Source organism: Pseudomonas sp. S30, from assembly GCF_016518545.1.
Classification (GTDB): Bacteria; Pseudomonadota; Gammaproteobacteria; order Pseudomonadales; family Pseudomonadaceae; genus Aquipseudomonas.
Genome location: NZ_JACVTO010000018.1, coordinates 58172 through 81933, shown reverse-complemented (window position 1 = coordinate 81933; position 23762 = coordinate 58172). Strand labels below are relative to the sequence as shown.

17 protein-coding genes, 1 tRNA gene and 1 pseudogene are annotated in these 23762 nt (G+C 63.9%); 14 read left to right on the top strand and 5 right to left on the bottom strand.

Features of this window, described 5'->3' with window-relative positions; all coding sequences use genetic code 11:
• Positions 1–23 precede the first annotated feature (23 nt).
• On the top strand, positions 24–488 hold the full coding sequence (gene bfr, locus IAE34_RS18815; protein WP_200140481.1) for a bacterioferritin: 465 nt from the start codon (positions 24–26) through the stop codon (positions 486–488).
• Between the two features lie 33 nt (positions 489–521).
• Here bfr and uvrA read toward each other — a convergent pair whose 3' ends face one another.
• Positions 522–3356, bottom strand: a complete 2835-nt coding sequence (gene uvrA / locus IAE34_RS18810) for an excinuclease ABC subunit UvrA (protein ID WP_200140480.1) — start codon at positions 3354–3356, stop codon at positions 522–524.
• Positions 3357–3485: 129 nt separating this feature from the next.
• On the opposite strand from uvrA, the gene IAE34_RS18805 reads away from it, so the two are divergent.
• The 3 genes from IAE34_RS18805 (at position 3486) to IAE34_RS18795 (ending at position 6131) form a co-directional block, all read left to right on the top strand.
• On the top strand, positions 3486–4880 hold the full coding sequence (locus IAE34_RS18805; protein ID WP_200140479.1) for an MFS transporter: 1395 nt from the start codon (positions 3486–3488) through the stop codon (positions 4878–4880).
• 9 nt (positions 4881–4889) lie between these two features.
• Positions 4890–5471 carry a single-stranded DNA-binding protein gene (locus IAE34_RS18800; RefSeq protein WP_200140478.1) on the top strand — a complete coding sequence of 194 codons (582 nt, stop codon included), beginning with the start codon at positions 4890–4892 and terminating at the stop codon, positions 5469–5471.
• A gap of 213 nt (positions 5472–5684) precedes the next feature.
• The gene (locus tag IAE34_RS18795) at positions 5685–6131 is read left to right on the top strand and encodes a hypothetical protein (protein ID WP_200140477.1); all 447 of its coding nucleotides are present in this window, start codon (positions 5685–5687) and stop codon (positions 6129–6131) included.
• A gap of 370 nt (positions 6132–6501) precedes the next feature.
• On the opposite strand, the pseudogene IAE34_RS18785 reads toward IAE34_RS18795, so the two are convergent.
• Positions 6502–6738 (bottom strand): annotated as a pseudogene (locus tag IAE34_RS18785) (TSUP family transporter); the annotation flags it as partial.
• Between the two features lie 379 nt (positions 6739–7117).
• Between IAE34_RS18785 and poxB the strand changes: the two are divergent.
• From poxB to IAE34_RS18740, 9 genes are all read left to right on the top strand, one after another.
• Complete coding sequence (poxB, locus tag IAE34_RS18780; protein ID WP_200140476.1) at positions 7118–8836, top strand: ubiquinone-dependent pyruvate dehydrogenase; 1719 nt, start codon at positions 7118–7120, stop codon at positions 8834–8836.
• Positions 8837–8973: 137 nt separating this feature from the next.
• Positions 8974–9792: an EndoS/ChiA family endoglycosidase gene (locus IAE34_RS18775; protein WP_200140475.1), complete on the top strand. Its 819-nt coding sequence runs from the start codon at positions 8974–8976 to the stop codon at positions 9790–9792.
• A 198-nt stretch (positions 9793–9990) separates the two neighbouring features.
• Positions 9991–13059 (top strand): formate dehydrogenase-N subunit alpha, encoded by a 3069-nt coding sequence (fdnG, locus tag IAE34_RS18770; RefSeq protein WP_200140474.1) that lies wholly within the window; start codon positions 9991–9993, stop codon positions 13057–13059.
• Positions 13059–14009, top strand: a complete 951-nt coding sequence (gene fdxH / locus IAE34_RS18765; protein WP_200140473.1) for a formate dehydrogenase subunit beta — start codon at positions 13059–13061, stop codon at positions 14007–14009. The genes fdnG and fdxH overlap by 1 nt, the downstream gene beginning before the upstream one ends.
• Positions 14006–14662 carry a formate dehydrogenase subunit gamma gene (locus tag IAE34_RS18760; protein WP_200140472.1) on the top strand — a complete coding sequence of 219 codons (657 nt, stop codon included), beginning with the start codon at positions 14006–14008 and terminating at the stop codon, positions 14660–14662. Before fdxH ends, IAE34_RS18760 begins: the two co-directional genes overlap by 4 nt.
• A 4-nt stretch (positions 14663–14666) precedes the next feature.
• Positions 14667–15593, top strand: coding sequence for a formate dehydrogenase accessory protein FdhE (gene fdhE / locus IAE34_RS18755; RefSeq protein WP_200140471.1), 927 nt, complete (start codon positions 14667–14669; stop codon positions 15591–15593).
• Between the two features lie 149 nt (positions 15594–15742).
• Positions 15743–17170, top strand: a complete 1428-nt coding sequence (gene selA / locus IAE34_RS18750) for an L-seryl-tRNA(Sec) selenium transferase (protein WP_200140470.1) — start codon at positions 15743–15745, stop codon at positions 17168–17170.
• On the top strand, positions 17167–19089 hold the full coding sequence (gene selB / locus IAE34_RS18745; protein ID WP_200140499.1) for a selenocysteine-specific translation elongation factor: 1923 nt from the start codon (positions 17167–17169) through the stop codon (positions 19087–19089). Before selA ends, selB begins: the two co-directional genes overlap by 4 nt.
• A 6-nt stretch (positions 19090–19095) precedes the next feature.
• A tRNA-Sec gene (locus IAE34_RS18740) sits at positions 19096–19191 on the top strand.
• Positions 19192–19273: 82 nt separating this feature from the next.
• On the opposite strand, the gene IAE34_RS18735 is transcribed toward IAE34_RS18740, so the two are convergent.
• Positions 19274–20263 (bottom strand): asparaginase, encoded by a 990-nt coding sequence (locus tag IAE34_RS18735; protein ID WP_200140469.1) that lies wholly within the window; start codon positions 20261–20263, stop codon positions 19274–19276.
• Between the two features lie 67 nt (positions 20264–20330).
• Positions 20331–21773 (bottom strand): alanine/glycine:cation symporter family protein, encoded by a 1443-nt coding sequence (locus tag IAE34_RS18730; protein WP_200140468.1) that lies wholly within the window; start codon positions 21771–21773, stop codon positions 20331–20333.
• Positions 21774–21951: 178 nt separating this feature from the next.
• Here IAE34_RS18730 and IAE34_RS18725 point away from each other — a divergent pair, with 178 nt between their 5' ends.
• A complete protein-coding gene (locus IAE34_RS18725) occupies positions 21952–22764 on the top strand; it encodes a helix-turn-helix domain-containing protein (RefSeq protein WP_200140467.1) in 813 nt (270 codons plus the stop codon).
• A 23-nt stretch (positions 22765–22787) separates the two neighbouring features.
• On the opposite strand, the gene IAE34_RS18720 is transcribed toward IAE34_RS18725, so the two are convergent.
• On the bottom strand, positions 22788–23633 hold the full coding sequence (locus IAE34_RS18720; RefSeq protein ID WP_200140466.1) for an alpha/beta hydrolase: 846 nt from the start codon (positions 23631–23633) through the stop codon (positions 22788–22790).
• Positions 23634–23762: the final 129 nt, after the last annotated feature.

The window sequence follows — 23762 nt, the reverse complement described above, 5'->3', positions numbered from 1 at the left end:
TTTTCTGCAGGAGTACCAGGGCGATGCAAGGTCACCCGGACGTCATCGATTATCTCAACACGTTGCTTACGGGCGAGCTCGCAGCGCGCGATCAGTACTTCATCCACTCGCGGATGTACGAAGACTGGGGCTTGTCGAAGCTCTACGAGCGCATCAATCATGAGATGGAAGAAGAGGCGCAACACGCCGATGCGCTGATGCGCCGTATTCTCATGCTGGAAGGCACGCCGCGCATGCGGCCTGATGACTTGGATGTCGGTACCACGGTGCCGGAGATGATCGCTGCCGACCTTCGCCTCGAGTACAAGGTCCGTGCCGCATTGTGCAAGGGTATCGCGTTGTGCGAATCGCACAAAGACTACATCAGCCGTGACATCCTGCGCGCGCAGTTGGCCGATACCGAGGAAGACCATACCTATTGGCTCGAGAAGCAGCAGGGGCTTATCAAGTCCATCGGACTACAGAACTACTTGCAGTCGCAGATGTAAAGAACCGGGGGCGCCAAGTGCGCCCCCGATGCGTTACGCCCGATCCCGCTCCAGCAACGGCTTCAGATAGTGTCCTGTGTAGGACTGTTTCATCTTCGCCAGTTCTTCAGGCGTACCACTGGCAATGATCTGCCCGCCCTTGGAACCGCCCTCCGGACCCAAGTCCACCAACCAGTCCGCCGTCTTGATCACATCCAGGTTGTGCTCGATCACCACCACCGTGTTGCCGTGGTCGCGCAGACGATGCAGGACGTCCAGCAACTGCTGTATATCCGCGAAGTGCAGACCGGTCGTGGGCTCGTCGAGGATGTACAGGGTCTTGCCGGTATCACGCTTGGACAGTTCGCGGGACAGCTTTACCCGCTGAGCTTCGCCTCCGGACAAGGTGGTCGCTGACTGACCGAGTTTGATGTACGAAAGACCGACATCCATCAATGTCTGCAACTTGCGCGCAAGCGCCGGTACCGCATCGAAGAATTCGCGGGCATCCTCGATGGTCATCTCCAGCACCTCGTGGATGTTCTTGCCCTTGTATTTGATCTCCAAGGTCTCGCGGTTGTAGCGCTTGCTCTTGCACACGTCACAGGGTACGTAGATGTCCGGCAGGAAGTGCATTTCCACCTTGATCAGGCCGTCACCCTGACAGGCCTCGCAACGGCCACCCTTGACGTTGAAGGAGAACCGACCGGGCCCGTAGCCGCGCGAGCGCGATTCCGGCACACCTGCGAACAGCTCGCGGATCGGCGTGAAAATGCCTGTGTAGGTGGCCGGGTTGGAGCGCGGGGTTCGGCCGATAGGGCTCTGGTCGATATCGACCACCTTGTCCAAGTGTTGCAGGCCGTCGATGCTGGTGTGCGCAGCCGGCTCCAGGCTGCTCGCACCGTTGAGCGCAGTCGCTGCCAGGGGGAACAGGGTGTTGTTGATCAGGGTCGATTTGCCCGACCCTGATACACCGGTCACGCACGTCAGCAAGCCGATCGGCACTTCCAGATCGACGTTTTGCAGGTTGTTGCCGCGCGCGCCTTTGAGCTTGAGCTGGAGTTTCTTGTTGCGTGGCGTGCGCTTGGCCGGCACGACGATCTTCTTGCGACCGGACAGGTACATGCCGGTGACCGAGTCAGGGTGGGCCATGACCTCGTCCGGGGTGCCCTCGGCGACGATCTGCCCGCCGTGTACGCCGGCACCGGGGCCGATGTCCACCACATAGTCGGCCAGGCGTATGGCGTCCTCGTCGTGCTCGACCACGATCACCGTGTTGCCCAGGTCTCGGAGGTGGTTGAGCGTGGCGAGCAGTCGATCGTTGTCCCGCTGGTGCAGGCCGATCGAGGGTTCATCGAGGATGTACATGACGCCTACCAGGCCGGCACCGATCTGGCTGGCCAGGCGGATGCGCTGCGCCTCGCCGCCGGACAGCGTCTCGGCGCTGCGGTCCAGGGTGAGGTAGTCCAGGCCCACGTTGACCAGGAACTGCAGTCGCTCGCAGATTTCCTTGAGGATCTTTGCGGCAATTTCGCCGCGGCGGCCAGTCAGGCTCAGATGGGCGAAGTAGTGGCTGGCCTCGCCGATCGGCAGATTGGTCACGGCCGGCAGGGTTTTCTCGCCCACCCATACGTGGCGTGCTTCACGGCGAAGGCGGGTGCCGCGGCAGTCGGGGCAGGGCTGGGTGCCGAGAAACTTGGCCAGCTCTTCGCGCACGGTCGCCGACTCGGTCTCGCGATAGCGACGCTCCAGGTTCGGCACGATGCCCTCGAAGGGGTGTGAGCGCTTGACGATATCGCCGCGATCGTTGAGGTACTTGAAGTCGACGCTGTGCTTGCCGCTGCCTTGCAGAATGACTTTCTGGTGCTCTGCCGACAGCTCGCCGAATGGCTGCTCGAGGCTGAAACCGTAGTGCGCGGCCAGTGAACCGAGCATCTGGAAGTAGTACACGTTGCGTCGATCCCAGCCGCGAATCGCGCCTTCGGCCAGGGTGAGGCCGGCGTTGACCAGGCGCTTGGTATCGAAGTACTGCTTCACGCCCAGGCCGTCGCAGGTGGGGCAGGCGCCAGCCGGGTTGTTGAAGGAGAACAGCTTGGGCTCCAGCTCGCTGATGGAGTGGCCGCAGATGGGGCAGGCGAAGCGTGCGGAGAAGATGGTGTCTTCGGCGCTGTCGTCGTCCATCGACGCGACCAAGGCCAGACCGTCGGCCAGTTTCAAAGCGGTTTCGAACGACTCGGCGAGGCGCTGCTGAAGGTCTTCACGGACCTTGAAGCGGTCGACCACCACGTCGATGCTGTGCTTTTTCTGCTTGTCGAGCTTGGGCAGCTCGTCGAGCTCGTACAACTTGCCATCGACCCGCACGCGGACGAAGCCTTGCGCGCGCATCTCGTCGAACACCGCCAGGTGCTCGCCCTTGCGCTCGCGCACCACCGGGGCCAGCAGCATCAGGCGGCTGCCTTCGGGCTGCTCCAGGACCTGGTCGACCATCTGGCTGACGGTCTGCGCTTCCAGGGGAATGTCGTGGTCCGGGCAGCGCGGCGTGCCCACCCGCGCATACAACAGGCGCAGGTAATCGTAGATCTCGGTGATGGTGCCGACGGTGGAGCGGGGGTTGTGGGAGGTGGATTTCTGCTCGATGGAGATCGCTGGCGACAGGCCTTCGATGGTGTCGACATCGGGCTTTTCCATCATCGACAGGAACTGTCGGGCATAGGCCGAGAGCGACTCCACATAGCGGCGCTGCCCCTCGGCATAGAGGGTGTCGAAGGCCAGGGAAGACTTGCCGGAACCGGACAGACCGGTGATGACGATCAGTTTGTCCCGGGGCAGGGTCAGGTCGATGTTCTTCAGGTTGTGGGTACGTGCCCCACGGATCAGGATCGTGTCCAAAGCAGCCTCGCTCGGCGGGCATAAACGAAGAAGTATACGGCGCGCTGCCACCACGCGGCAAAGCGTCGCGCAGATGCCGTCTGGTCGTGGGACTGATAGAATCGCCGCCGGTTCAGACGAGGTTCATCCATGCACGACATCCATCAAGAACGCATGAGCGGCAGCGAAACCCGCGCCGCAGGCGGCCTTGCCCTGGTCTTCGCCTTCCGCATGCTGGGCATGTTCATGGTCTTGCCCGTGTTGGCCACCTACGGCATGGACCTGGCCGGCGCCACGCCCGCGCTCATCGGCCTGGCGATCGGCGCCTATGGCCTGACCCAGGCCGTGCTGCAGATTCCATTCGGCATGATTTCGGACCGCATCGGACGTCGGCCGGTGATCTACCTGGGATTGCTGGTATTCGCCCTGGGTAGCGTGCTGGCGGCGCAGGCCGACTCCATCTGGGGCGTGATCGCCGGCCGTATCCTGCAGGGCGCCGGCGCGATCTCGGCAGCGGTGATGGCACTGCTCTCGGACCTGACCCGGGAGCAGCACCGGACCAAGGCCATGGCCATGATCGGCATGAGCATCGGGCTGTCGTTCGCCGTCGCCATGGTGATCGGCCCGCTGTTGACAAGCGCCTTCGGTTTGTCAGGATTGTTCCTGGCCACCGCAGGACTTGCGGTAGTCGGTATCGCCCTGATTGCCTTCGTCGTGCCGAGTGCGCATAGCGCATTGCAGCATCGTGAGTCGGGTGTCGCGCGCCAGGCGCTCGGTCCAACCCTGCGCAATCCGGACCTTCTGCGCCTGGACCTGAGTATTTTCATCCTTCACGCGATCCTGATGGCGAGCTTCGTGGCACTGCCGCTGGCCTTCGTCGAGCGTGGCGGATTGCCCAAGGAACAGCATTGGTGGGTGTACCTGACCGCGCTGCTCGTCTCATTTTTTGCAATGGTGCCGTTCATCATCTACGGCGAAAAGAAGCGCAAGATGAAGCGCGTGTTGATTGGCGCCGTCAGCGTGTTGTTGCTGACCGAAGTGTTCTTTTGGCAATGGGCTGACGACTTGCGGGGACTGGTGATTGGCACCGTGATATTCTTCACCGCCTTCAACCTGCTGGAGGCATCCTTGCCTTCGCTGGTCAGCAAGGTGTCCCCTGCCGGTGGCAAGGGAACGGCGATGGGGGTGTATTCCACCAGCCAGTTCCTCGGTGCAGCGCTGGGAGGCATCATCGGTGGCTGGTTGTTCCAGCACGGTGGCCTGGGCACTGTGTTCCTCGGATGTGCTGTACTGTGTGTCATATGGCTGATCTCTGCCCTGGGCATGAACGAGCCGCCCTATGTGACCAGCCTGCGCATGCCGCTGACACCGCAAGCGGCTCGCGAAGCCGGCCTGGCCGAGCGTCTGATGGCTGTGGCGGGTGTCACCGACGCCGTAGTGGTGGCCGAAGAAGCCGCCGTCTACATCAAACTGGATACGAAAATTTTGGACCGCGCGACCCTGGAGCGTCTGGTGAACCCAGCCCCGGCGGCGTGCGAAGCCTAGGAGAACGTTATGGCCCGTGGGGTTAACAAAGTCATTCTGGTAGGTACATGCGGCCAGGATCCCGAAGTCCGCTACCTGCCCAACGGTAACGCCGTGACCAACCTGAGCCTGGCGACCAGCGAGCAGTGGACCGACAAGCAGTCGGGGCAGAAGGTCGAGCGTACCGAATGGCACCGCGTGTCGTTGTTCGGCAAGGTGGCCGAGATCGCCGGCCAATACCTGCGCAAAGGCTCGCAGTGCTATATCGAGGGCAAGCTGCAGACCCGCGAGTGGGAGAAGGACGGTATCAAGCGCTACACCACCGAGATCATCGTCGACATGCAGGGAACCATGCAGCTGCTTGGCGGGCGTCCGGATGGCGGCCAGGGTGGCAACAACTACAACCAGGGCGGCCAAGGCGGCAACAACTACAACCAGGGTGGTAACGACTTCAACCAGGGTGGCCAAGGCGGTCAGGGCGGCAACTACAACCAGGCCCCACGCCAGCAAGCGCCGCGTCCCCAGCAGCGTCCGGCGCCGCAGCAACAGCCGCAGCAGGCTCCGCAGCCGGCGGCTGACTTCGACAGTTTCGATGACGATATTCCGTTCTAGAGCAACGGTAGGGCATCGCGCTACAACGAAAACCCGGGGCAAGTGCTCCGGGTTTTTTATACCTGAGGGATAGTCAAGTATCAAGGTTGTCGGCGAATTCGACAATATTCAATGGTGTTTCTCCTTCTGCCGCAGGATATTCCCAAACTTTCCTGATACGGCCTATGAAGTATCAATCTTGCTTAGTATCTCCGTTTTCACAGGGAGAGGCTCATGCAACCAGAAATCGAACGGTTGGAAATAAGGCTGACAGCTTCGGCTGGGGACTATCACGTTTCAGGATTCAGCGAAGACTACGCGGACTATGTCAATGGTTGCGATGGAAATGCTATCTATTCTGGTGGGTTAATGATGGTGATGGGTCTCGTCATAGCCTTGTTAGGTTTCGGTGCGCTCGTTTTAGGCCCTGAAACGATTACCTATAACAGAGTGACGGGCCCAACCTGGCTGCAGTATCTACAGATGTATCCCGGGCCGATATTCAGTGTGGGTGGCGTCCTTTTTGCGCTAGGCACCCACCTTTATGCAAGAAGGGCCGTCAGCTGGGAAGTGTTTCTACTGTCATGCTACAAGCTCATTGCTCCGGACGGAAAAGACGTCACTGGCGAGGTTGAACTTCGCTACTTGGGAGGCGACAACTTCACCATCACTATTAAGTGATTCTTCAACTGGCGCAGTTCCAGCAGCTAATGAAGGTCGTGTCTACGTCTGGTATAGCGAAAGCTGATGGAGCCATCAGCGAGCTTGGCCTAGTCACAGGTTGGGAGATTCGCAGGTCCTGGTCCTGACCAGTATGAAGTGTGGCTTTTTAGAACTGTAAACATCAGAAGCGAAGCCATTAGTCTGGCTTCGCGTTTTCAGTGGCTGAAGATTTCCGCGTCTCTGCGGCGATGAAGCCTGTTCATTCAGTCCGGCTGATGTCCACCAATCGGGGCCTTGCAATCGCCAGATAGTCCTGCGTTTCGAGCACCATCGATGCGTCCAGCCGCCCTGCATTGAACGCTATTTCAGCGTATCAGGTGGTCAAGGCAGGGTCGACGACCATCAGAGCGGCGACGTTGGTCGCGATGTTCACTAGCTTGGCCGATGCCAAGGCATGAAGGAAATCGAAGGCGAAGCAGCCAATCAACAGGAAGATCAGGACGCTGCTGGTGCCGGGACCGAACAGGCCATCATAGGAGCCGATACTGATTGCCAGCAGCTTTTCTCTGGTGCCGATGCGCATGGGATTGTGCAGGGCGCCTGAGTCCTTCTTCCAGACGGTCCAGGCGTGTCGGATCATCGACGCCGAACACCCGAATCATCCAGCGATCGCGGCCGTCATAGCGAGGCGTTAAGCCACCTGGGCGTGCAGGACTGCTGGTTCTTGAAAATCAGGATGTCCCCGGGTTGCAGCAATACGGACTGCGCGATGCTCCAGGTCGTAGGGTGCGGCAGGCCGCGACGGATCCAGCGTCAGTCCCCTGACGGTCATCGCCACGTCACAGGCCCGCAGAGAATCGCGCAGTCGCTGGATTCGCTTATCGCAAAGGTGAGGGTTCATAACGTCGGGGGTACGCTTAGCTTTTTCTTAATGATCCGAGTGGAACATGCGCGTTTTGCCACGACTCAGACCTTGAAACTCATCGTCACTCAAGGACCTTTTCATGGCCACCGCTGCTGATTTCATGGTCAACACCCTAAAGCAAGCCGGCGTCAAACGCGTCTACGGGGTGGTCGGCGACTCTCTGAACGGCTTTACCGATTCCATGCGTCGACTCGGCGGATTGGACTGGATTCACATGCGCAACGAAGAGGCGGGAGCGTTCGCCGCCGGGGGCGAGGCGCATCTGACCGGAGAGCTGGCGGTGTGCGCCGGTAGCTGTGGTCCGGGCAACCTGCACTTGATCAATGGCCTGTTCGATTGCCACCGCAGCGGTGTTCCGGTTCTGGCGATCGCTGCGCACATACCCAGCAGCGAGATTGGCATCGATTACTTCCAGGCCACTCATCCGGAGTCGTTGTTCAAGGAGTGCAGCCATTATGTCGAGCTGGTCTCGCGTGCCGAGCAGTTGCCGCAGATCCTCGAACGCGCCATGCGCGTGGCCGTGAGCCGGCGAGGTGTGGCGGTGGTGGTGATCCCGGGCGATGTGGCCCTGGCCTCGCTCGATGCCAAGGTCAGCCAGTGGCTGGCGCCGACGCCACCGGTGGTGGTGCCCGAACGTGCCCGACTGGATGAGCTGGCGCAGTTCCTGAACGCTGGCAAACGCGTCACCTTGCTGTGCGGCGCAGGTTGCGCAGGTGCCCATGCCGAGGTGGTGGCGTTGGCCAAGCAGTTGCAGGCGCCCATCGTGCACGCCCTGCGTGGCAAGGAGCACCTGGAATACGACAATCCTTACGACGTGGGCATGACGGGCCTGATCGGCTTCGCCTCGGGCTTCAATGCCATGAAGGACTGCGACACCTTGCTGATGCTCGGCACCAACTTCCCCTATCGGCAATTCTTCCCCGAGCATGGACGCATCGCCCAGATCGACCTGCGGCCCGAGGCGCTGGGCAATCGCTGTGCCCTGGAGATCGGCCTGATCGGCGACATCAAGCACTCGCTGCAGCAACTGTTGCCGCGCCTGGCCGAGCGCACCGACAGCGCCCACCTGGACAAGTCGCTGGCCGATTACCGCAGCGCCCGCAAGAGCCTCGACAACCTGGCCGAGAGCAGCCCGAACAGCGCGATCATCCACCCCCAGTACCTCAATCGGCTGGTCAGCGAACTGGCGGATGAGGACGCGATATTCACCTGCGATGTGGGCACACCGACGGCCTGGGCGGCACGCTACCTGAAGATGAATGGCAAGCGTCGTCTGGTGGGCTCGTTCAACCATGGCTCGATGGCCAATGCCATGCTGCAGGCGATCGGTGCCCAGGCAAGCTTTCCGGGGCGGCAAGTGGTGTCGATGTCCGGTGATGGCGGTTTCAGCATGATGATGGGCGACTTCCTCACCCTCGGTCAGGCCAAGCTGCCGGTCAAGGTGATCGTGCTGAACAACGGTACCCTGGGTTTCGTCGAGATGGAGATGAAGGCCAGTGGCCTGCTGGACACTGGTTGCGAGCTGCACAATCCCGATTTCGCGGTCCTCGCCCAGAGCATGGGTATCAAGGGCATCCGGGTGGAGCGCCCGCAGGATCTGGAAGCTGCTCTGCGCGAAGCCTTCGCCCATGACGGTCCGGTACTGGTGGATGTGGTCAGCGAACGGCAGGAGTTGATCATGCCGCCGGAAATCACTGCCGAGAACGTCAAAGGCTTCGGGCTGTTCATGCTGCGCGCGGTGATGGACGGCCGGGCCCGGGAGCTGGTGAACCTGGCCAAGAACAACCTGCTGCGCTAGGCGCGGCAGGCGGCAGTGGCGCCAGTCGCTACATTCGCGGTGGACGCCACCCAGCCCTGCGAGGAAGGTGTTCAGGATGCCGCAGGTGTCTGCGGCACGGTTGAATCGGGACTCTTTCAGAGCAATGGAGTCCGAACATGGCCGACACATCCACACCGCTGATGGGATGCTACTTCCGTAGCTGGCGCGACACTGCCAATGGTGTTGCCGACAACCACAATTCGATGTCGCACTTGCCCGAGGAGGTGGACATCGCGTTCGTGTTTCCCAATGGCGAGGAAACTGCGCAGTTCTGGGAAAAGCTGGGTACCGAACTGATACCTGCCATGCATGCCAAGGGCATCAAGGTGGTGCGCACGCTGTTCATCGATGTCTTGATCGATCCACAATTCACCGACTCGCCTGAAGGCCATCAGCGATTGGCCGATCATGTTCAGGCGCACTATCTCTCGATACCGGGGCTCGATGGCCTGGACATCGATCTGGAGAAGCACCTGTCCGATGCCGAACGCAACAAGGCCAGGGAGGTGTCACGGATTCTGGGTCAACGCTTGAAGACCGAAGGCAAGCTGTTCATCTACGACACCAGCGAGGTGGGTGACATGGCATTGCTGCGCGCCCTCGAACCCGAGCTGGACTATGTGCTGTTCCAGGCCTATGGCCAGAGCACCACGCAGGTTCAGCAGCATTACGATCGATTGTTCGCCGATTTTCTCCCCCCGAGCAAATTCATGCTGGGCTTTTCCTTCTACGAGGAGCGCGGGGCGCGGTGGGGTGATACGGTTTCGCTGGAGGCCAGCACTGCCCGGGATTTCGCGCTCTGGCAGCCAACCCAGGGCAGGAAGGCCGGTATTTTCTCCTACGCCGTCGATCGTGACGGTGTCACGGAGGGTGATGATGCGTTGCAGGCCACCGACTATGCCTGGACGCGTCAGCTCAAGCATCTGATGCGCTGAGCCGCCCCGACCATTCGTCGGTACTGCGTCGCTGCAGGGGCCGTTGCTACGGAATCCGACGACCGTCATTGATCTTCATCACTGCACTTTCGGTGTTTTCGGCTAGTCTCAGGCTTGGCGAGCTTTGCATCTCGCTACCGTGATTTCCGAGAGGCGCGCGGCCATGACCGTGCGTCCACACCTGATCAGGAGTGCACGATGGATCTCAACCGTCGGCAGTTCTTCAAGGTCGCCGCCGTCGGCCTTGGAGGCTCGAGCCTCGCGGCGTTGGGCATGGCCCCGACACCCGCGTTCGCCGAGCAGGTGCGCCATTTCAAGCTGGCGCATACCAAGGAAACCCGCAACACCTGTCCCTACTGCTCGGTCGGCTGTGGCCTGATCCTGTACAGCCAGGGCGATGCGGGCAAGAACGTCAAGCAGAACATCATCCATATCGAAGGCGACGCCGATCATCCGGTCAACCGCGGAACCCTGTGCCCGAAAGGCGCCGGTCTGCTCGACTTCATCCACAGCCCGAGCCGGCTCAAATACCCTGAAGTGCGCAAGCCGGGCAGCGACGAGTGGGTGCGGGTCAGCTGGGACGAGGCGCTGGACCGCGTCGCCATGCTGATGAAGCAGGACCGCGATGCCAACTTCATCGAGAAGAACGATCAGGGTCAGACGGTCAATCGTTGGCTCAGCACCGGTTTCCTGGCCGCCTCGGCAGCGTCCAGCGAAGCGGGCTACCTGACCCACAAGGTCATCCGTTCACTCGGCATGCTGGGGTTCGATAACCAGGCGCGTGTCTGACACGGCCCGACGGTGGCAAGTCTTGCCCCGACGTACGGCCGTGGCGCGATGACCAATCACTGGTCAGATATCGCCAACGCAAACCTGGTCCTGGTGATGGGCGGCAACGCAGCCGAGGCGCACCCCTGCGGATTCAAATGGGTGACCGAAGCCAAGGCGCACAACAAGGCGCGCCTGATCGTGGTCGATCCGCGCTTCACCCGCACGGCGTCGGTGGCCGACTACTACGCGCCGATCCGCACCGGCAGCGACATCGCCTTCATGGGCGGTTTGATCAATTACCTGCTAAGTACCGATCAGATCCAGCACGAGTACGTGCGCAATTACACCGACGTGTCGTTCATCGTCAAGGAAGGTTACGGCTTCGAGGATGGCCTGTTCAGTGGCTATGACGCGGCCAAGCGCATCTATGCCGACAAGTCCGGCTGGGGCTACGAGCTGGGCGAGGACGGATTCGCCAAGGTCGATCCGACCCTGCAGCACCCACGCTGCGTGTTCCAGCTGATGAAGCAGCACTACAGCCGCTACACGCCGGAAATCGCCAGCATGACCTGCGGCATGCCCCACGAGCAGATGATGAAGGTGTGGAAGGAGATCGCCACCTGCTCGGCGCCCGGCAAGACCATGACGATCCTTTATGCATTGGGCTGGACCCAGCATTCGATCGGTGCGCAGATCATCCGCAGCGCGGCCATGGTGCAGCTGCTGCTGGGCAACGTGGGGATGCCTGGCGGTGGCGTCAATGCCCTGCGCGGGCACTCCAACATCCAGGGGCTGACCGACCTGGGGCTGCTGTCCAACTCGCTGCCGGGCTACCTCACCCTGCCCGGTGATGCCGAGCAGGACTACGCCACCTACATCGACAAGCGTGCCTCCAAGCCCCTGCGTCCGGGCCAGCTCTCGTACTGGCAGAACTACGGCAAGTTCCACGTCAGCCTGATGAAGGCCTGGTATGGCGCCAACGCCACCGCCGAGAACGACTGGGGCTACGCCTGGCTGCCCAAGCTGGACGTGGGCGCCTACGACGTGCTGCGCATGTTCGAGATGATGAGCCAGGGCAAGGTCAATGGCTACCTGTGCCAGGGCTTCAACCCGATCGCCGCGCTGCCGGACAAGAACCGTGTCACTGCCGCGCTGGGCAGGCTCAAGTGGCTGGTGATCATGGATCCGCTGGCCACCGAAACGTCCGAGTTCTGGCGTAACGTCGGCCCGTACAACGATGTCGACACCGCCAGCATCCAGACCGAAGTGATCCGCCTGCCCACCACCTGCTTCGCCGAGGAGGATGGCTCTCTGGTCAACAGCAGCCGCTGGTTGCAATGGCACTGGAAGGGCGCGGACGGGCCGGGCGAAACCCGCACCGACGTGCAGATCATGAGCGAGCTGTTCCTGCGCCTGCGCGAGCGCTACAAGGCCGAGGGCGGCGCCTATCCCGACCCGCTGCTCAACATCAGCTGGCCGTACAAGATCGCCGACGAGCCTTCCCCGGAAGAGCTCGCCAAGGAGATGAACGGCTATGCGCTCACCGACATGACCGATGCGACGGGCTTGGCGGTGAAGGGCGGGCAGCAGCTTTCCGGCTTCGGCCAGCTCAGGGACGACGGCAGCACGGCGTCCGGGTGCTGGATCTTCGCCGGCTGCTGGACCGAGCAGGGCAACCAGATGGCGCGGCGCGACAATAGCGACCCCTACGGCATGCACCAGGCGCAGAACTGGGCCTGGGCCTGGCCGGCCAACCGCCGCATCCTCTACAACCGCGCCTCCAGCGATCCCCAGGGCAAGCCCTGGGATGCGCAGAAAAAGCGTCTGGTATGGTGGAACGGCAAGGCCTGGGGCGGTACCGACGTGCCGGACTTCAAGGTCGACTCGCCACCGGAAGCGGGAATGAATCCGTTCATCATGAACCCCGAGGGCGTCGCGCGGTTCTTCGCCATCGACAAGATGGCCGAAGGCCCGTTCCCCGAGCACTACGAGCCGTTCGAGACGCCGATCGGGATCAACCCGCTGCACCCGAACAACAAGAAGGCCATCAGCAACCCGGCCGGTCGGATCTTCGACTCGGTGTGGGACACCCTGGGCAAGCACGAGGACTTTCCCTATGCGGCGACCACCTGCCGGCTGACCGAGCACTTCCACTTCTGGAGCAAGCACTGCCGACTGAACGCCATCATCCAGCCCGAGCAATTCGTCGAGATCGGCGAAGTGCTGGCCGGTGAGAAGGGCATCAAGGCGGGGGATCGGGTGCGGGTGTCGTGCAAGCGTGGGCACATCGAGGCGGTGGCGGTGGTGACCAAGCGGATTCGTCCGCTGCAGGTCAACAACCAGACGGTGCATCAGGTCGGCATTCCGCTGCACTGGGGCTTCACCGGTTCGACCCGGCATGGCTACCTGACCAACACCCTGGTGCCGTTCCTGGGTGATGGCAATACCCAGACGCCGGAGTCCAAGTCGTTTCTCGTCAACGTGGAGAAGATCTGATGGCCCAGCAAGACATCATCGCCCGCTCGGCCACCACGACCGTGCCGTCTTCGGTGCGTCAGCAGGAGCAGGTCGCCAAGCTGATCGACACCACCAAGTGCATCGGCTGCAAGGCTTGCCAGGTGGCGTGTTCGGAGTGGAACGAGTTGCGTGACGAGGTGGGCCACAACCATGGCACCTACGACAACCCGCAGGACCTGACCGCCGACACCTGGACCCTGATGCGCTTCACCGAGCACGAGCGCGACGACGGCAATCTCGAGTGGCTGATCCGCAAGGATGGCTGCATGCACTGCGCCGAGCCGGGCTGCCTGAAGGCCTGCCCGAGCCCCGGCGCGATCATCAAGCACGCCAATGGCATCGTCGACTTCAACCAGGACCACTGCATCGGCTGCGGCTACTGCATCACCGGATGCCCGTTCAATATCCCGCGGATCTCGCAGAAGGACCACAAGGCGTACAAGTGCAGCCTGTGTTCGGACCGCGTGGCCGTGGGCCTGGAGCCGGCCTGCGTGAAGACCTGCCCGACCGGGGCTATCGTGTTCGGCAGCAAGGACGAGATGAAGGTGCATGCCGACGAGCGCATCGTCGACCTGAAGTCGCGCGGTTACCAGAACGCCGGCTTGTACGATCCCGACGGCGTGGGCGGCACCCATGTGATGTACGTGCTGCACCATGCCGACACGCCGAGGATCTACGCCGGCTTGCCGGACCAGCCGGTGATCAGCCCGCTGGTGGGGCTGTGGAAAGGTATCAGCAAGCCGCTGTCGTTGCTGGCGATGGGGGCGGCGGTGCTGGCGGGCTTCTTCCACTATGTGCGCGTGGGGCCGCAACGGGTCGAGGAGGATGAGCATCCGGCGCCGGTGGACACCGCCGTGCAGCAGGTGGATCCGGCCGTGCAGGTCTATGATCCGGGCAAGCCGGGCGAGCAAGGGGAGGCGCGGCCATGAAGGACGACAAGCCTATCCTGCGCTACAACGCCAATGAGCGGACCAACCACTGGATCGTCGCGATCCTGTTCTTCATGGCCGCACTGTCGGGGCTGGCGTTGTTTCACCCGGCCTTGTTCTGGCTGAGCAATCTGTTCGGCGGCGGGCCCTGGACGCGCATCCTGCACCCCTTCCTGGGCGTGGCGATGTTCGTGTTCTTCCTGGGGCTGGTGGTGCGCTTCTGGCGTGCCAACTTCATCACCGCCAACGATCGATTGTGGCTGCGCCGCGTCGATCGGGTGATGCTCAACAAGGAAGAGGGTGTACCGCCGATCGGCAAGTACAACGCCGGCCAGAAGTTGCTGTTCTGGACGCTGCTGGCCTGCATGCTGGTTCTGCTGGTGAGCGGCGTGGTGATCTGGCGCGCCTATTTCAGTGCCTTCTTCGGCATCGGTGCCATTCGCCTGGCGGCCTTGCTGCACGCCCTGGCGGCGTTCGTGCTGGTGCTGAGCATCATCGTGCACATCTATGCCGGGATCTGGATCAAGGGCTCGATCGGCGCCATGCTGCACGGCTGGGTCAGCCGCGCCTGGGCGCGCAAGCATCATGAACTGTGGTACCGGGATGTGACAGGCGACAAGTCAGGGCACAACTCAGGGAGAAAGGAAGGATGAACCCGTGAGTACGATTCTCGAACCTGGGCAGATCGAGGCCTCGGCGGTGATGCCGCCGTTTCTGCACCTGCCGGCCGACGATTTGTTCGACCAGCGTGCCGAGCGGCTGGAGTGTCTGGCCCAGGGGCATGCCTTGGGCGACTACCTGAGGCTGATCGCGCGATTGTGCCGGATCCAGCAGCAGTTGCTGGACGCTCCCCCGTCGCCGGTGCCGGTGGCCGAGGTACGCCAGCGGCTGTGCATCGACCATGGCCTGCCGCCACTGGCGGCCGACGGGCTGGTGCGCGAGGGGGCTTGGCTGGTGTGGCTGCAAGCGTTGCTCGAGCGTTTCCAGGCGCCTGAGCCAGGGCCCCTGGCCGTGGCGCTGGAAAGCCTGCGCGACAGCGACGAGGTGCAGCGCAAAGGCTGGGGCATCGCTTTGCTGGGCGGGCAGTACGATGCGCTGCCGGCTGCCGTGGTGCCGTTCCTTGGTGCGGCGTTGCAGGCGGCGTGGGCCAGCTGGCGCCGGGCCCTGTCCAGCGATGAACTCAAGCCGGGCGGCAGCCTGGCGCAGTGTCCGTGCTGTGGATCGCCGGCCATGGCCGGTGTGATGCGCAATCGCGGCAAGCACAACGGCTTGCGTTACCTGGTGTGTTCGCTGTGTGCCTGCGAATGGCACGTGGTGCGGGTCAAGTGCGTGTACTGCGAGTCGAGCAAGGGCCTGCATTACACCAGCCTGGAGCACGATGGTTGGGCGCCGGGCAAGGCGCCCTTGCAGGCCGAGTGTTGTCCGGGGTGCCACAGCTACCTTAAGCACTGTTACCTGGAAAACGATGCGGCGGGCGAAGCGTTGGCCGATGACCTGGCCAGTCTGGCGCTCGACATTCGCCTGGACGAAGAAGGGTTCCATCGGCTGGCGCCGAATCTGATGCTGGCCCCAGGGGGCGGATAAGGGGCTACACTGATGGCCTTGTCGCGGCTGTCGCGGGTGATACCCCTTGCCAACCGCCGACCTGCACGGACGCGGGTTCGGAGGCTGTGGAAGGGCGTTGGCCGCGATAGCGTTCGCACAGCCATCGGATCAGTCAAGGTCGTTACCGCATGCCGTCCAGTTCTGCCCCATCTGCTTTGCGCCTACCCTCCATCGACACGCTGCTGCGGCACCCCGCCTGCCATCCACTGCTCGACCGCCATGGCCGCGAGGCTAGCCTCGCGGCGCTGCGCCAGTTGCTCGACGACCTGCGCGAACCGGCGCATCTGGGCCAGCTGAGTGCTGTGGAACTGAGCGCCGAGGTGCTGCTCGGGCGTGCTGGCGAGCGCCTGGCGGTGCATCAGCGCAGCCAGGTGCGGCGGGTGTTCAATCTCACCGGCATCGTGCTGCATACCAACCTGGGGCGCGCACTGCTGCCCGAGTCGGCGCTCGAGGCCATGCAGACTGCCGCGCGCTACCCGTTGAACCTGGAGTTCGACCTGGCCACCGGCAAGCGCGGTGACCGCGACGACCTGATCGAGGGGCTGATCCGCGAGCTGACCGGCGCCGAGGCGGTCACCGTGGTCAACAACAACGCCGCTGCCGTGCTGCTGGCCCTCAGCAGCCTGGGCGCACGCCGTGAGGGCATCATCTCTCGTGGCGAGCTGATCGAGATCGGCGGCGCGTTTCGCATTCCCGACATCATGGCTCGAGCCGGCGTGCGCCTGCACGAGATCGGCACCACCAACCGTACCCACCCCCGCGACTACGAAGCGGCGATCAACCCGCGCACCGGCCTGCTGATGCGCGTGCATTGCAGCAACTACAGCATCCAGGGCTTCACCGCACAGGTGCCGACGGCGGAGCTCGCGCGCATCGCCCATGCCCACCAGCTGCCGTTGCTCGAAGACCTGGGCAGCGGCAGCCTGCTGGACCTGACGCGCTGGGGCCTGCCTGCCGAGCCGACGGTGCGCCAGGCCCTGGCCGATGGCGCCGACATCGTCACCTTCAGCGGCGACAAGCTACTCGGCGGCCCCCAGGCCGGCATCATCGTCGGGCGCAAGGAACTGATCGCGAGAATCAAGAAGAACCCGCTCAAGCGTGCCCTGCGCGTCGACAAGATCACCCTGGCGGCGCTGGAGGCGGTGCTGGCGCTGTACCGCGATCCTGATCGGCTTGCCGAGCGTCTGCCCAGCCTGCGCCTGCTGACCCGCCCGCAGGCCGAGATCGCCGAGCAGGCTGCGCGCCTGGCCCCGGCCCTGGCGGCCTGCCTGGGCGAGCAGTGGAGTGTCACTGTCGAGCCGGCCCTGGGCATGATCGGCAGTGGCAGCCAACCCGTGGCGCGCCTGCCCAGCGCTGCCCTGTGCGTGCGGCCACAGGTCACGAAGAAATTGCGTGGACGCTGCCTGCGCAGGTTGGAGCAGGCCCTGCGCGAGCTGCCTGTACCGGTGCTGGGGCGTATCGACGACGACGCCCTGTGGCTCGACCTCAGGCAGATGGACGATGAAGGGCAGTGGCTGGCGCAATTGCCGACCTCGCTGTTGGGGCGGGTGCAGTGATCGTCGGCACCGCCGGGCACATCGACCATGGCAAGACCGCCTTGCTCCAGGCCCTGACCGGCCAGGTGGGTGACCGACGGCAGGAGGAGCGTGCCCGGGGCATGACCATCGACCTTGGCTATCGCTATGCGGCGCTGGCCGAGGGCGAGCCTCTGACGGGATTCATCGATGTGCCGGGGCACGAACGCTTCATCCACAACATGCTGGCCGGTGCCCAGGGTATCGACCTGGTGTTGCTGGTGGTGGCGGCCGACGACGGCGTGATGCCGCAGACCCGCGAGCATCTGGCGATCATTCAGTTGCTGGGTATTCCCCAGGCGTTGGTAGCGATCAGCAAGTGCGATCGGGTCGAGCCGGCGCGGCTGGCCGAGGTGCAGCAGCAGGTCGCCGACTTGCTGGCGCCAGGGCCCTACGCAGGTGCGCGGCAGTTCGCGCTGTCTAGCGTGACCGGCGAAGGCGTCAAGGCCCTGCGCCAGGCGTTGCTGGTGGCGGCAGGTGCAGTGCGACGGCGGTCCACCCAGGGCGGTTTCCGCCTGGCCATCGACCGCGCCTTCGCCGTGTCTGGCGCCGGGGTGGTGGTGACGGGCACGGCCCTGGCCGGCCGCGTCGCGACCGGCGAGAGCCTGCTGCTGGGCAAGGTCGGCAAACCGGTACGGGTGCGCGGCTTGCACGCGCAGAATCAAGCGGCGCTGGTGGCCGAGGCCGGGCAGCGGGTGGCCTTGAACATCAGTGCCGAGCGCCTGTCGGCAGACCAGGTGCAGCGCGGTGACTGGCTGGTGCCGGCGTGGCTGCACGCGCCCAGCACGCGGATCGATATCGAGTTGAGCCTGCTGCCGGGCGAAGCGTGCGCCTTCGAGCACTTCAGTGCGGTGCATGTGCACCTGGGCACCCAGGATGTCACCGCCCGTGTCGCACTGCTGGAAGGAGAGCGCCTGCCGGCCGGCCAGCGGATGTTCGCTCAGTTGCTGCTCAACGCGCCGCTTCAGGCCGTGCACGGCGATCGGCTGGTGCTGCGCGATCAACGCGCCCAGCGCACCCTGGGCGGGGGACGAGTGCTCGACCCGTTCGCGCCGAGTCGCCAGCGCAGGAGCGCTGAGCGGCTGCGCCAGTTGCAAGTGCTGCGCGATGCCGATGAGCTGGAGCAGGCGCTGCCGGCACTGCTGGCCAATGCCCCGGGTGGGCTCGACCCACAGCGATTGGAGCGCCAGTTCAATCGCCTGCGCGACAGCTGGCAGCTCCCGGACAGCGTCGAGGTGATCGCGACTCGCCAGGGCAGCCTGCTGTTCGACCGCGCCCAGTGGCAGGCGCTGCGCGACGAGGTGCTGGCGCAGTTGGCCGATTTCCACGCCCAGGAGCCGGATCAACTGGGCCCGGACCGCGATCGCCTGCGCCGTTTCTGTGCGCTGCCCTTGGAGCGGCCCGCATTCGTCAGTCTGGTCGATGAGCTGCTGAGCGATGGCTTCATTGCCAGCAGCGGGCCTTGGCTGCACTTGCCCGACCACAAGGTGAAACTGAGCGAGACCGATACGGCGCTGTGGTCACGCCTGCAGCCGTGGCTGCTGGATGGCGCGTTCGACCCACCATGGGTGCGCACCCTGGCGGCCGCCGAGCAGGTGGAGGAGGCCCAGGTACGGCTGCTGATGCGCAAGCTGGCGCGGTTGGGGCTGGTGCATCAGGTGGTGCGCGACCTGTTCTACCCGCAAGTGACCCTTGAGCGCATGGCTGCGCTGCTGTTGCAGCAGGCCGCGGACACGCCGGTAGTGCAGGTGGCGGCGTTTCGCGATATGTTGTGCATCGGTCGCAAGCGCAGTGTGCAGATACTGGAGTATTTCGACCGGCTGGGCCTCACTCGCCGGGTGGGCGACCAGCGCTACATCCGCGCCGATAGCGCATTGGCCAGGCAATCGCCCAGGCCCTGACTTCAAGGAAGGCAATCGCGTCCGGTGGCGCGGCCGGGCTTCAAACCCGGTTGGGGACGGCAGCCGTTCCCGGGCAGGTTCGACTCCCGCTGCCTTCCGCCATCTTCGACACGGCCCCGCTGAACCATCGCCCCGCCGAAACGGGGCGCCCGCCATGGGCGTGAGGCCGTTTTCCTGCTCCCGACTACGCGCGTTCCCCGCACAGGTCCAGGCTGAACCAGCGCTCGGCCGTCTGAATGTCCAGGCCAGCGCCGAGCAGGGCGAACAGCTTGCCCAGCGCCGCTTCGCGGGTCATGCCACCGGCGCTGATCAGGCCGGCATCGCGTAGCCGGCTGCCGGCGGCGTAAGTGTCGAACACCACCGCACCTTCCGGGCACTGGCTGATCGCGGCGATCAGCACGCCGCGCTGGCGAGCCTGGCGCAGCACCTCGAGCAGCGCCTGGTCGTCGGATGGACCGGTTCCGCTGCCATAGCACTCCAGCACCAGGCCTTTGATCCCGGCATCGAGCAGCCCTTGCAGGTAAGCGGCGCTCAGGCCAGGGAACACTGGCAGCACTGCCAGTTGCACCGGTTGGCGCGCCTGACGGTAGCTCAGCTCGGCAGGCAACTGAGCCGCCCGTTCTCCGTCGCGATGGCGCGGCAGCACGGTGAAGGCGTCGAAGGCTTCGCTGCGCAGCTTGGTGGCGCGGCAGCCATGCAGGAGCTGGCCGTGGAAAGAGAGTTGCACGCCGTTTTCGAGACCGCGCTCGAAGTGGCGCAGCGCGCCCAGCAGGTTGTCCCAGGCGTCGCTATCCGCTGCGCCGGCTGGCAGCATGGAGCCGGTGAGCAGCACCGGCACCGGCAAGTCCAGCAGCAGGAACGACAGGGCGGCAGCGCTGTAGGCCAGGGTGTCCGTGCCGTGCAGCACCAGGATGGCGTCGTGGCCGTCGCGCTCGACCGCCTCGACGATCGCCGCCTGCATGGCCAGCCAGTTGGCTTGTTGCATGTTGGCGCTGTCGATCAGCGGATCGAGCTCGCGCAGGGTCCAGTGCAACTGGGGCGCATCGGTGCAATGAGCCAGGTGCTGGCGCATGCGCGCCTCGAAGCCGCCTGCCGGGGCAAGGCCCTCGGGCGTTTCCAGCATGCCGATGGTGCCCCCGGTGTAGAGCACGAGAAGGTTCTTGACTGCGTCCATGGAAGCATTCCCAAGCGAATCGAGAAGGAGTCAGCCGCCCGCGAACGGGGCGGCTGGGGCGGGCGGATCAGCGCTGGTGCTGAAGCTCGCCAGCCGCCTTGTCGGCGGCAGGTTCGGCCGACGGGTTGGCCGGCCAGGCGGCGCGGTCCAGGTCCAGGTCGGCGAATTTCGAGGAATCGAACACCGGTTGCTTGATGCCGGCCTTGCGCTGGGCATCGTAGTCGCGCATCACCCGCAGGCCGACCTTGAACAGCAGGGCCAGGGCCACCAGGTTGACGAACGCCAGGCAGGTCATGGTGATGTCGGCGAAGGCGAACACCGTGGACAGGTCCTGCATCGAGCCCCACACCACCAGCGCCAGTACCAGCACGCGGAAGCCCATCAGCACACCGCGGTTGCGGCTCAGGAACTGCAGGCTGTTCTCGCCCAGGTAGTAGTTGTAGAGGATGCAGGTGAAGACGAACAGCGACAGCGCAACGCTGACGAAGATGCGGCCCCAGTCACCGACCACGGCGGCCAGCGAGTTCTGTGTCAGGACGATGCCGTCGCCTTCGAAACCTGGGGTGTAGAAGCCCGACAGCAGGATCAGCAGCGCGGTGCAGGTGCAGATCACGAAGGTGTCGAGGAACACGCTGAACGCCTGCACCACGCCCTGGGCGCCGGGATGTTTCACCGCGGCCACGGCCGCCACGTTCGGCGCACTGCCCAGACCGGCTTCGTTGGCGAACACGCCGCGCTTCACACCCATGACGATGGCGCTGCCCAACAGGCCGCCGAAGGCCGGGTCGAGGCCGAAGGCGCTCTTGAAGATGGTTTCCAGCATGGCCGGCACGTGTTCGATCTGGGTGCCGATGACATACAGGGTGACACCGATGTAGGCCAGGGTCTTGATCGGCACCAGCAGGTCGGAGACCGCGGCGATGCGCTTGATGCCACCGATGAAGGTGATCGCCAGCAGGACGGCCAGGACGATGCCGGTGTGCTGCGGGCTGAAGTTGAAGGCGTTCTGCAGCGAGTGGGTCACGGTGTACGACTGCAGGCCGATGAAGGCGAAGCCGTAGGTGACCAGCAGCAGGATCGAGAACACGATGGCCATGCTGCGCAGCTTCAAGCCGTGCAGGATGTAGTAGGCTGGGCCACCGCGGTACAGGCCGTCACCGTCGGCGCGCTTGTAGACCTGGGCCAGGGTGCATTCGAAGAAGCTGCTGGACATGCCCACCAGTGCGGTGACCCACATCCAGAACACTGCACCTGGGCCGCCCAGGGTCACGGCGATACCGACGCCCGCGATGTTACCGGCGCCGACGCGACCGGCCAGGCTCAGCATCAGGGCCTGGAACGAGCTCAGCTGGCCAGCCTGGCCGCGAAGAGACTCCTTGAACACGCTGAACATGTGCACGAAGTGACGGAACTGGACGAACCGGGATCGAATGGTGAAGTAGCTACCGAGCCCGACGATCAGGACGATGAGCAGTTTTCCTGACAGGAAATCGTTAAGTGCTTCGAGCATTGGGAAATGACCTCGATTCTTATTTTTTATGTGAATTGACCAGCGGTGGCAGGGGCACGCGCTCTCGTTGCCGCGCATGGTTGGCCATGACACCTGTGGTTACAATTTCGCGGGTTGGTCTGTTTTGATGCGAGTTGATGCTACAATGGCTGCACTCGCATCATCCGGAACAGCGCCCATGGCCGATTTTCTAGCCGCCAATCTCAAGCTCGCCTGCAGCCATTACCGTTCCATTTCAGAGGTTTGCCGCCAGCTGTCGATCAACCGCGCGCAGTTCAACAAGTACCTCAGCGGCCAGAGCCAGCCGACGAAATACAACCTCAAGCGCATCGGCGACTTCTTCGGCGTGGAAGACTACGAGCTGACCTTGCCGCCGGAGCAGTTCGCCCGTCTCATCGGCGCGCGCAATCCCTCGGCCGTATCCGGCCCGCAGACCGACCCGATCAGCGAACTGTTCAAGCCGTTGCACGCCCATGCCGGCAACCTGTCGCGCTATTGCGGGTACTACTTCGAGTATTCCAACTGCATGTCGGTGCCGGGCACGATCCTGGTGTCGCTGGTGCATCTATGGGAAGAGCGCGGCAGTTTCCTGTTCGAGCGCCAGGAGCGACAGGAGCGCAGCAGTGCCGGCCTCCAGCAGGCCGAGGTGCGCTGCCGTTACCTGGGCGCGGCATTCCAGTTGCAGGATCGGGTGTTTCTGATCGACTACGAGTCGCTGACCCTCAATGAAATGAGCCAGACCATCCTCATCCCCAGCTTCAAGAGCCGCATCACGCGTCTAAACGGCCTGAAGACCGGCGTTTCCAGCGGTGACCGGCGCAATCCGGCCTGTACCCGCGTGGTGTGGGAGTTCCTCGGCGAGGAAATCAATCGCATCAACGCCTACCGCCAGGTCAAGCTCTACCGCCCGGACGATCCGCGTATCGACGACGACATCCGCGAGCGCCTCAGTGCCGGCACGGTGAGCAACGGCTTGTTCGAGATCGAATAGCTCGCTAACCAAGGCGCAGCGGTTCACTCGCTGTCCAGAACGAACCCGGCCACCGTGTCGGCTACCTGATCGGCCACCTGCGGCACATCGCGCAGGTGCGCAGCGATGCCATGATCGCAGTCGGTGAGCAGCAGGCACTCGGCATGGGGCGCCGGCACCGAGCGCAGCAGGGCATGGGTGACCTCCTCGGGAATCGGGCTGTAGCGCGACACGCCGCGCAGCACACGGGTGCCGGCCGAGGTGCCCGGGCCTTGACCGTGAGCCTTGGAGTTGAGGCCGTCGTACTCACCGATCACCAGCAGTACTCGGCCATTGAACTGGCGCAGGAAGGCGTAGCTGTCGCAGTCCAGGAATGCCCAGGGTTGGCGGATCGCAGCGCTGAAGGCGGGGCCGAATGGCTCGGTATGGGCGGCGTCGGGGTACACCGCCGGGCAGATCAGCACCAGTTTGTCGATTTGCGGCAATTGCGCGGCCAGCTTCAGGGCGATGGCGGCGCCGAGGCTGTGGCCGAGCAGGGTGCGGCAGCGCCCCGACAGGTGCTGGACGAAGCGCTGCGCCTCGTCCAGGTTGATCGCCAGCGACGCGCCCTCGGCGCCAGGTTCGCTGGCCAGGCTGTGACCGGACAGGTTCGCAGTCAGCGAGCCGATGCCCTGGCGTTGCAGGCGATAGAGCAGCGGGTTGAGGCGGGTGAAATCCGAACGTGCCCCGCCGACCACGAACAGGGGCGGCGCGCGCTCCACGTCCGGCTGTAGCAGGCGCGCCTGTTGGCGGTAGCCGTCGAAGGCCTCTTCGATGAAGTGTTCCCGGCCAGGCGCCGGCTCGTCGTACTGCCAACGACCGCGCTGCTCGGTGCTGATCGCAAAATCCATGGCGCTCCTGCCGGGGGACGATTGACCGCTCGAAGTATCGAACAGATTGCCTGCGCACAGAAGAGGCCGAGGCAAAATCCCCTGCAGCCCTGGGCTTGAGGCGCCGGGGTTGGACTTCCCCGAACGGAA